This window comes from Microcystis sp. M169S2 (assembly GCF_020245865.1).
Taxonomy (GTDB): Bacteria; Cyanobacteriota; Cyanobacteriia; order Cyanobacteriales; family Microcystaceae; genus Microcystis; species Microcystis ichthyoblabe_A.
The window spans coordinates 20,880-27,361 of sequence record NZ_JADBUB010000186.1 but is presented as its reverse complement, the minus strand read 5'-3'; the positions used below and the strand labels follow the sequence as shown (position 1 = coordinate 27,361).

General features: G+C 44.2%; 8 protein-coding genes. 2 read left to right on the top strand and 6 right to left on the bottom strand.

Annotated elements, in window-relative coordinates:
* Positions 1 to 229 precede the first annotated feature (229 nt).
* From IM485_RS17915 to IM485_RS17895, 5 genes are all read right to left on the bottom strand, one after another.
* The gene (locus tag IM485_RS17915) at positions 230 to 736 is read right to left on the bottom strand and encodes a DUF1269 domain-containing protein (RefSeq protein ID WP_104397044.1); all 507 of its coding nucleotides are present in this window, start codon (positions 734 to 736) and stop codon (positions 230 to 232) included.
* A gap of 96 nt (positions 737 to 832) precedes the next feature.
* On the bottom strand, positions 833 to 1,450 hold the full coding sequence (locus IM485_RS17910; protein ID WP_002756663.1) for a CP12 domain-containing protein: 618 nt from the start codon (positions 1,448 to 1,450) through the stop codon (positions 833 to 835).
* Between the two features lie 243 nt (positions 1,451 to 1,693).
* A complete protein-coding gene (locus tag IM485_RS17905; RefSeq protein ID WP_287744724.1) occupies positions 1,694 to 2,884 on the bottom strand; it encodes a glycosyltransferase family 4 protein in 1,191 nt (396 codons plus the stop codon).
* 38 nt (positions 2,885 to 2,922) lie between these two features.
* Complete coding sequence (gene rimI, locus IM485_RS17900; RefSeq protein WP_104397045.1) at positions 2,923 to 3,501, bottom strand: ribosomal protein S18-alanine N-acetyltransferase; 579 nt, start codon at positions 3,499 to 3,501, stop codon at positions 2,923 to 2,925.
* Complete coding sequence (locus IM485_RS17895) at positions 3,502 to 3,771, bottom strand: hypothetical protein (protein WP_287744723.1); 270 nt, start codon at positions 3,769 to 3,771, stop codon at positions 3,502 to 3,504.
* 677 nt (positions 3,772 to 4,448) lie between these two features.
* Between IM485_RS17895 and IM485_RS17890 the strand changes: the two genes are divergently transcribed.
* Complete coding sequence (locus IM485_RS17890) at positions 4,449 to 5,429, top strand: sodium-dependent bicarbonate transport family permease (RefSeq protein ID WP_104397046.1); 981 nt, start codon at positions 4,449 to 4,451, stop codon at positions 5,427 to 5,429.
* A 73-nt stretch (positions 5,430 to 5,502) separates the two neighbouring features.
* A complete protein-coding gene (locus tag IM485_RS17885) occupies positions 5,503 to 5,820 on the top strand; it encodes a P-II family nitrogen regulator (RefSeq protein ID WP_287744721.1) in 318 nt (105 codons plus the stop codon).
* A gap of 30 nt (positions 5,821 to 5,850) precedes the next feature.
* Here IM485_RS17885 and IM485_RS17880 read toward each other — a convergent pair whose 3' ends face one another.
* Positions 5,851 to 6,429, bottom strand: a complete 579-nt coding sequence (locus tag IM485_RS17880; RefSeq protein ID WP_002733879.1) for a DUF3172 domain-containing protein — start codon at positions 6,427 to 6,429, stop codon at positions 5,851 to 5,853.
* Positions 6,430 to 6,482 lie beyond the last annotated feature (53 nt).

The following is a 6,482-nucleotide window of genomic DNA, read 5'->3' as shown; positions in this document are numbered from 1 at the left end:
ATTGGAGTGATTGGGGGGAAAATTTAGGGATTTTTTCCCTGAAAATTAGGTAATTGACCACCTGAAAATGGGTAAAACCCCACACCCCACACCCCACACCCCACACCCTGCCCCCACGAAAAACTTTTTCAGCAGCCCCTAATTATCGTACCTCATGAGATTAGGAAATTCTCTAAAAAAGCAAAAAGGGAAATATATTCCCTTTTTCTAGCTTTTATGGACCCATATCCTAAACGATTTCGGGTTTAACACCTCTTTGGTCGAGAATTTTCTGTAATTCCGCTTCGTCGGTTTTGGTCAAAGAAGTGCGTAACACTTTACCTCCGTAGGGGGCCACTTCATCGAGGACCTTATCGGGGGTAACTTTTTGGACGAGAACAAAGAGAGCAGATGTACCTGGCTGCATGGTTTCTCCCAATTCCCGCATAAAATTGTCATCCACACCGATATCACTTAAAGCACCTCCCAAAGCGCCACCAGCAGCACCGAGGACGGCCCCTAATAAAGGGGATAAAAAGAGCATTCCGATTAATAACCCCCAGAAACTGCCACTAGCGGCTCCCGCTGCCGTTAAATTGACCGCTTGCTTGAGTTTAATCTCACCATCTTTGTTTTTAACCACTACGGCAGCATCTTCTAACTCGATGAGATGTTCCCGTTGCAGTTTAGCCAAAGTTAAACGAACTTCTTCTGCTTTAAATTCGTCCTCATAGGCGATGACAAATAGATCAGCCATAGTTTTTCCTCGATTATTAACAAATAAAACCTTTATACACTACTTTTGCCGGATTAAAAGTTTGAGGTACGGGAGAATACCGAAAACCCATGGGGATTAGGTGTCATAAATACGCGCTTCAAAAGCATCGGGATTTTCTTGACAGTATTCCTCAAAATAGGTTTTTTCCGGTTTTTTAGCGCGTTGGTGTGCCAATTCTGCCTGTAATTCCTCAACAATATCCCAAGCTGCGGCACAATCGGGAGAATTTCCTCCTTTTTCAGCACACACTGCCCGGGCAATATCTCTAGCTTTGATAATCTCCGCTTCTAAATCAAGACTGCGGGGCTTTTCGACGGCGTTACCTTTATGGAGGATGTCACTAACAGAGATAACACCGAGCAAACCGCCTTTAATTACCGGTGCGAAACGAATACCGGTATTAGCAAATAAGCGGGCCACATATTCAACCCCGAGGTCGGGATTAATCACGATGCAGGGTTTGCTCATCACTTCATAGACGCGCACTTTTTGCGGATCTTGACCGAAAGCGACGACTTTATAGACAATATCGGTTTCAGTGATAATTCCGTAGGCATCTTCATCGTGACGGCGATCAACAATGAGAGTTCTAATGTTCTTTTCTCTCATCAATTGTACCGCTTTGGCAACGGTTTCAGAACCTTTAATCTTGGCCACCTCCGTGGTCATAATTTCAGCTGCTTTCATAGTCATATTTGGAGAAGTTAAGTTGTGCCTTTGTTATTTTAAGACATAAACTGACCCCTAATACTGACGGCGGCTCTCTTAGGTTTGGTGGGTAAAATGTATTCTAAGATACATTCTTCCTAGCGAGGGGGTGGAACGAACCACAAAGACACAAAGGACACAAAGATTGATCGATCATATAGTAAGTTAAACTTATCACACAGAACCTAGAAGAGCCTGACGGCTGACGGCTAAAAAACCGCTCCCTGATTAACGCCATTCTACCAGTTGTCGTTCTTGGACAACCAAACCATATACTGTCTCGGTTTGACGGGCTAAATTCGCCCAATGAAAGCGTTTTTCTAGATCTTCGTAGGCGTTATTAGCTAATTCGTGGGCGTATTCGGGATGATTTAAAACCTCCAAAATGCCCCAAGCGAGGGAATCGGGATTATTGACCCGGGTGACAATTCCCGTTTGACCATGACGGACAACTTCCGGAAAACCGCAGGTATCGGAAACCACCACGGGAACCCTAGCGGCGAAACTTTCCAGGGCGACAATGCCAAAAGGTTCGTAAAGACTGGGAAAAACGGCACAATCGGCCACGGTTTGGAAGCGATCGAGGTTTTCATCGGACATAAAGCCCGTAAAATAACAATGATGCCAGATACCGAGATGCCAGGACTGTTGTTTGAGTTTGTCGGTATTGCCGCCACCGATAATAACAAATTTAGTTTTAGCCCCAGTCTGAGCGAGGACTTTTGGGGCAGCGTTGAGTAACACCGAAACCCCCTTTTCAAAGGTCATGCGCCCGACATAATAGACGATTTTTTCGTAATCTTCGGCATATTGATGACGAAAAGCTCGGTAATCAAAGTTAGGGTCTCTTTGCTTTTTCTCGGCCCGAATACCGTTATAAACCACATCGATTTTATCCCAGGGTGCGCCCAAGGCCCGATGGACTTCATGACGCATATAGCCGGTACAGACGATGACGCGCCAAGCATTATAGACGAGGGTTCCCTCTTTGCCGGCGATATAGCGTTGGGTGTCGGTGTGCAGTCCGTTATAACGTCCGTATTCCGTGGCGTGAATCGTGGCAATCAGGGGTATTTTAAAGAGATGTTTCAAGGCGATGGCTGCATCCCCTACTAACCAATCGTGGGCATGAACAAGGTCAAATTTTCCGTATTCGGCGATTAGTTTGCCGCCTTGTTGCCCCATGCTGTTATTCATGTTGACCACCCAATGGAAAAAGTCATTGCCGGGGGGTACGGGGACGCGGTGGATGTGAATACCTTCCACCAGTTCATAACTGGGGGCCTGACCGAATTCGATCGTGATTAAATGGACTTCATGACCGAGTTTGACGATTTCGGGATAGAGTTCGGCAACATGACGGGCGATACCGCCCACTAATCGCGGTGGAAATTCCCACGCCAAGACTAAAATCCTCATTTTTCCCTAACCTCGACCTGATTTAAGCTTGTAGGTAATCATTGCATCCCCATGGTATCTATTTTGGCTCTGGTTTCTTCCTCTAATTGCCACTCTCCCTGCCCCAGTCTGGAGAGGATTTCTTGTCGCCACTTGTTTAATTGTTCCTGAAAAGCGGCCGTTTGTAGATCGTTGCGCCAGAAAATTAGGGCTGATTCGCCAGTTTGCGAATAATAATTTTTCCGCTCTCCAGCGACGCGGAAGCCAAAATGCTCGTAGAGTGCGATCGCTGACTGGTTCGATACCCTTACCTCTAGCGTAGCCCTTTCCAGTTGTCTTTGTACAGCCTTTTCAAGCAGTTTGTAGAGAAGCAGTTTTCCTAATCCTTGTCTTTGATAGTCGGGATAAATTGCCAGGAGGGTAATATGCGCTTCTTCGAGAATTGCCCAAGAACAAGCTAATCCGATTAGGGTTTCGTCCTCCCCGTCCAGGGTAAGAATTAATAATTCACTGTTGGGGCTGTTTAATTCCCGTTCATAACCAGATAGGGTCCAAATACCGCCGAGACTGCTGCGATCGAGGGACACCATGGCGGCAAGATGCTCTGATTTTGGGGTTTTAAGCTGGATTTTTGGCATTTATCGGGGAACGGGAGAGGGAGCAGGGTGTGGGGTGTGGGGTGTGGGGTGTGGGGTGTAGGGTGTGGGGTGTGGGGTGTGGGGTGGTGGGGGAGTGGGGTGTGGGGTGGTGGGGGCGTGGGGTGTGGGGTGTGGGGTGTGGGGTGTGGGGTGTGGGGAGAAGGGAGAATAAATAAAAATAATCTCCTGTCTCCTGAATCCTGTCTCCTGAATCCAATGGTAGATGTGGGATTTTTGCAGGAGTTCTATTTTCTGACAAATATAAGCCAAAGTTATTTATTGACTGCAAAAACTTGAGAATATTTAAATTAACATTCCGCAATATTTATAAATTCTTAAGAATTAATTGAGAAAGATTTTTATTTAACAACGATGTTATCATGGTTACAGCGATTTTACTGAATTTCATAATGGGTTATTCTGTGCTTTTTTGTCCAGCAAGGGTTGAAACCCTTGCCACACCTAGAAGGTAATCCTAATTAAGGCGGGTAAATGAGTCAATTTCACCCACAACGATGATCTTTTTTTTATGTAGTTTTATTGCAAAAGAAAAGTTTTTTTGACAAAAAGCACAAAGTATGATAAGAACCAACTTATTTCTGGCTGCGAGTAATTATTAAACCTCTTGCATAATTAGTTTTTCAGGATTCAAAAACGGCAAAAATAAGGATTAAATGGCATAAAGTGTGTAAATAGACTATTTAACTGATTATTATTCATTCTTAATTCTCCTGACTACTGACTCCTGACTCCTAACCCTAGCAACAATTTTTGGTTTTTACAAAAGCCCTATTGTAGAGGGGGAAAAGGGAAAAGGGAGAGGGGAGAAAAGCTGACGGCATTTTTTGGGCGGCCATCGTTAAGCGTTTTAATCTGGTTCTTAACATTTTGCCAGTATTCTCAAAATTGAATAGTATAGATTGGAATAACTCAATGTACGCAAACCTATGGATGGCAGCTTAATCCTGTTCAATATTCTCAATCCGCCGGTTTTGTTCTTTTTCTTAGGAATGCTGGCAGTATTTTTTAAATCCGACCTAGAGATTCCCCAACCACTGCCTAAACTCTTTTCTCTCTATCTTTTGATGGCGATTGGTTTCAAGGGAGGCTATGAACTAGCGGAAAGTGGCATCAATAACCAAATCGCTTTAACTTTGATTGCCTCTGTGGTTATGGCTTGCATCGTTCCCATTTACACTTTCTTTATCCTGAAAACTAAACTCGATAGTGCCAATGCAGCAGCAATCGCAGCAGCCTATGGTTCCATTAGTGCCGTTACTTTCATCACCGCCAGTTCTTTTTTAGAAAAACTTCATATTTCCTATGGCGGTCACATGGTAGCGGCCTTAGCTTTAATGGAATCGCCGGCGATTGTAGTGGGTTTAATCCTGGTGCGAGTCTTTAAAGAGAAAAATGGCGAAGAAGAGGCGTTTTCTTGGTCAAAAGTTTTACATGAAGCCTTTTTAAATGGCTCGGTATTTCTCTTAGTCGGTAGTGTTATTATTGGTATGCTGACGGGGGAAAAAGGCTGGGAAAAATTACAACCTTTCACTCAAGATATTTTTTATGGTGCGTTAACTTTCTTTCTCCTGGATATGGGATTAGTGGCGGCAAAAAGAATCCGAGAATTAGGCAAAACTGGTTCTTTTCTCATCGGTTTCTCGGTGTTCATTCCCGTTATCAATGCTATGGTGGGGATTCTCATCGCTAAGGTTCTCGGATTTGAACAGGGCAATGCTTTATTATTCGCTGTTTTGTGTGCCAGTGCCTCTTATATTGCTGTTCCTGCGGCCATGAGAATGACTGTTCCTGAAGCTAATCCTAGTTTATACGTTTCTATGGCCTTGGCTTTAACTTTTCCCTTCAATATCATCATCGGTATTCCTCTGTACCTAGAGATGATCAAAATCATTGGCTGCGGAGTCTAAAAGTCCAGGCGGTTTTTAAATAATTCCTGTCAAAAGTTTTCTCTTTCACTTATCCTTTTTGTACTTAACTACCATGCTTGAATCCCCGCATCCTTCCCTACAAACTGTCAAAAAAGTGGAGATAATTGTTAGTCATGCTTTTCTGGAAGAAACCTTAAGCGTTCTTGATGTTGTCGGAGTTTCTGGTTATACCGTCTTTGGCAGTACTTCGGGAAAAGGCGATCGAGGTTTATCCTGTGATGACTTGGATTGTGATTATAGTAGTAGCTACATTATGACGGTTTGTAATAGTGACGAACAGCTTGGTCGTCTGATCGATAAAATTCAGCCTTTTTTAAAAAAAGCCGGCGGAATTTTTCTGGTAACTACGGCCCAATGGCTAACTCATTAGACCTCAGTCAGGAGAAAGATATTTTCTAGTTTAGAATTTATCTGTATCTGGTCTGGGACCAACAGCACCGGCGGGATTAACAAAAAGATTGCCCCCGGCTTCATTTTGGAAGATACAATCGATTTTCGGTTTGCCTTCCAAGGGTCCGGTATAACCAAAGGTATTCATCCGGTTTTTACAACTTTGTACCTGCTGTCCATCGACTAATTTTTGTTGTTCTAAAATTGACCAGTTATTGCGTCGCAAAACGCAACCGGGTTGCATAACCGGTTGGGTAACAAAAACATTAAAGGGGTTAAGAGTGACATAAACCCGCAAATCGGTGACAATGGCACTAGCCCCAAACTGCACGCATAATTCCGCATTGGGAGCGCTGCGATCAATTACTTCCCGAGAAGCGACGTTTTCGGGGCTAAAATTAGCGGTAGAACTGAATACCAGACCGAGACCCACTCCTAGTACAAAAATACCACCAATCAGGGCGATCATGGCATAGTTCAATTTTGCCAATAGGCCTCCGGGGGACGAAGCGCGGGAGTCATCGCCATAGGAGCGGTCATAATCACGATCGCGCGATCGGGGAGGAGTATAACGAGGTCTTCTATTCATAGAAATTTCTGATGTGGCTGCTATGGCGGTCAGTCGTTAGCTATTAGCTTATC

Coding starts and splice junctions, on each gene's coding strand:
- IM485_RS17915 (WP_104397044.1), bottom strand. CDS start 736: ATGGCTGATCTATTTGTCATCGCCTATGAGGACGAATTTAAAGCAGAA.
- IM485_RS17910 (WP_002756663.1), bottom strand. CDS start 1,450: ATGACTATGAAAGCAGCTGAAATTATGACCACGGAGGTGGCCAAGATT.
- IM485_RS17905 (WP_287744724.1), bottom strand. CDS start 2,884: ATGAGGATTTTAGTCTTGGCGTGGGAATTTCCACCGCGATTAGTGGGC.
- rimI (WP_104397045.1), bottom strand. CDS start 3,501: ATGCCAAAAATCCAGCTTAAAACCCCAAAATCAGAGCATCTTGCCGCC.
- IM485_RS17890 (WP_104397046.1), top strand. CDS start 4,449: ATGGATGGCAGCTTAATCCTGTTCAATATTCTCAATCCGCCGGTTTTG.
- IM485_RS17885 (WP_287744721.1), top strand. CDS start 5,503: ATGCTTGAATCCCCGCATCCTTCCCTACAAACTGTCAAAAAAGTGGAG.
- IM485_RS17880 (WP_002733879.1), bottom strand. CDS start 6,429: ATGAATAGAAGACCTCGTTATACTCCTCCCCGATCGCGCGATCGTGAT.